Here is a 2,804-nt window from a genome sequence, read left to right on the forward strand (position 1 = left end):
CACACTATCATTACGTGAATACATAGCGTAATGAAGCGAACCGGGGGAACTGAAACATCTAAGTACCCCGAGGAAAAGAAATCAACCGAGATTCCCCCAGTAGCGGCGAGCGAACGGGGAGCAGCCCAGAGTCTGAATCAGCATGTGTGGTAGTGGAACGGTCTGGAAAGTCCGGCGATACAGGGTGATAGCCCCGTACACAAAATCGCATGTGTTGTGAACTCGAAGAGTAGGGCGGGACACGTGGTATCCTGTCTGAATATGGGGGGACCATCCTCCAAGGCTAAATACTCCTGACTGACCGATAGTGAACCAGTACCGTGAGGGAAAGGCGAAAAGAACCCCGGCGAGGGGAGTGAAAAAGAACCTGAAACCGTGTACGTACAAGCAGTGGGAGCCTCTTTTATGGGGTGACTGCGTACCTTTTGTATAATGGGTCAGCGACTTATATTCTGTAGCAAGGTTAACCGAATAGGGGAGCCGAAGGGAAACCGAGTCTTAACTGGGCGTTAAGTTGCAGGGTATAGACCCGAAACCCGGTGATCTAGCCATGGGCAGGTTGAAGGTTGGGTAACACTAACTGGAGGACCGAACCGACTAATGTTGAAAAATTAGCGGATGACTTGTGGCTGGGGGTGAAAGGCCAATCAAACCGGGAGATAGCTGGTTCTCCCCGAAAGCTATTTAGGTAGCGCCTCGTGAATTCATCTTCGGGGGTAGAGCACTGTTTCGGCTAGGGGGTCATCCCGACTTACCAACCCGATGCAAACTGCGAATACCGAAGAATGTTATCACGGGAGACACACGGCGGGTGCTAACGTCCGTCGTGAAGAGGGAAACAACCCAGACCGCCAGCTAAGGTCCCAAAGTCATGGTTAAGTGGGAAACGATGTGGGAAGGCACAGACAGCCAGGATGTTGGCTTAGAAGCAGCCATCATTTAAAGAAAGCGTAATAGCTCACTGGTCGAGTCGGCCTGCGCGGAAGATGTAACGGGGCTAAACCATGCACCGAAGCTGCGGCAGCGACACTATGTGTTGTTGGGTAGGGGAGCGTTCTGTAAGCCGTTGAAGGTGGCCTGTGAGGGTTGCTGGAGGTATCAGAAGTGCGAATGCTGACATAAGTAACGATAATGCGGGTGAAAAGCCCGCACGCCGGAAGACCAAGGGTTCCTGTCCAACGTTAATCGGGGCAGGGTGAGTCGACCCCTAAGGCGAGGCCGAAAGGCGTAGTCGATGGGAAACAGGTTAATATTCCTGTACTTGGTGTTACTGCGAAGGGGGGACGGAGAAGGCTATGTTGGGCCGGGCGACGGTTGTCCCGGTTTAAGCATGTAGGCGGAGGTTCCAGGTAAATCCGGTTCCTTATTAACGCTGAGGTGTGATGACGAGGCACTACGGTGCTGAAGTAACAAATGCCCTGCTTCCAGGAAAAGCCTCTAAGCATCAGGTAACACAAAATCGTACCCCAAACCGACACAGGTGGTCAGGTAGAGAATACCAAGGCGCTTGAGAGAACTCGGGTGAAGGAACTAGGCAAAATGGTGCCGTAACTTCGGGAGAAGGCACGCTGATATGTAGGTGAAGCGACTTGCTCGTGGAGCTGAAATCAGTCGAAGATACCAGCTGGCTGCAACTGTTTATTAAAAACACAGCACTGTGCAAACACGAAAGTGGACGTATACGGTGTGACGCCTGCCCGGTGCCGGAAGGTTAATTGATGGGGTTATCCGTAAGGAGAAGCTCTTGATCGAAGCCCCGGTAAACGGCGGCCGTAACTATAACGGTCCTAAGGTAGCGAAATTCCTTGTCGGGTAAGTTCCGACCTGCACGAATGGCGTAATGATGGCCAGGCTGTCTCCACCCGAGACTCAGTGAAATTGAACTCGCTGTGAAGATGCAGTGTACCCGCGGCAAGACGGAAAGACCCCGTGAACCTTTACTATAGCTTGACACTGAACACTGGTCCTTGATGTGTAGGATAGGTGGGAGGCTTTGAAGTGTGGACGCCAGTCTGCATGGAGCCAACCTTGAAATACCACCCTTTAATGGCTGGTGTTCTAACGTAGACCCGTAATCCGGGTTGCGGACAGTGTCTGGTGGGTAGTTTGACTGGGGCGGTCTCCTCCTAAAGAGTAACGGAGGAGCACGAAGGTTAGCTAATCCTGGTCGGACATCAGGAGGTTAGTGCAAAGGCATAAGCTAGCTTGACTGCGAGAGTGACGGCTCGAGCAGGTGCGAAAGCAGGTCTTAGTGATCCGGTGGTTCTGAATGGAAGGGCCATCGCTCAACGGATAAAAGGTACTCCGGGGATAACAGGCTGATACCGCCCAAGAGTTCATATCGACGGCGGTGTTTGGCACCTCGATGTCGGCTCATCACATCCTGGGGCTGAAGTAGGTCCCAAGGGTATGGCTGTTCGCCATTTAAAGTGGTACGCGAGCTGGGTTTAGAACGTCGTGAGACAGTTCGGTCCCTATCTGCCGTGGGCGCTGGAGAATTGAGGGGGGCTGCTCCTAGTACGAGAGGACCGGAGTGGACGCATCACTGGTGTTCGGGTTGTCATGCCAATGGCATTGCCCGGTAGCTAAATGCGGAAGAGATAAGTGCTGAAAGCATCTAAGCACGAAACTTGCCCCGAGATGAGTTCTCCCTGAGACTATAAGTCTCCTGAAGGAACGTTGAAGACTACGACGTTGATAGGTCGGGTGTGTAAGTGTAGCGATACATTGAGCTAACCGATACTAATGAACCGTGAGGCTTAACCTTACAACGCCAAAGGTGTTTTGGTGGAAGAAAGACATCA

General features: G+C 52.4%; 1 rRNA gene. It reads left to right on the forward strand.

Going from position 1 to position 2,804, the window contains the following annotated elements:
• Window positions 1-2,767, forward strand: a 23S ribosomal RNA gene (locus AC07UY_RS21715); the annotation flags it as partial.
• Window positions 2,768-2,804 lie beyond the last annotated feature (37 nt).

The organism is Citrobacter sp. GW821-FHT02E08, from assembly GCF_059421685.1.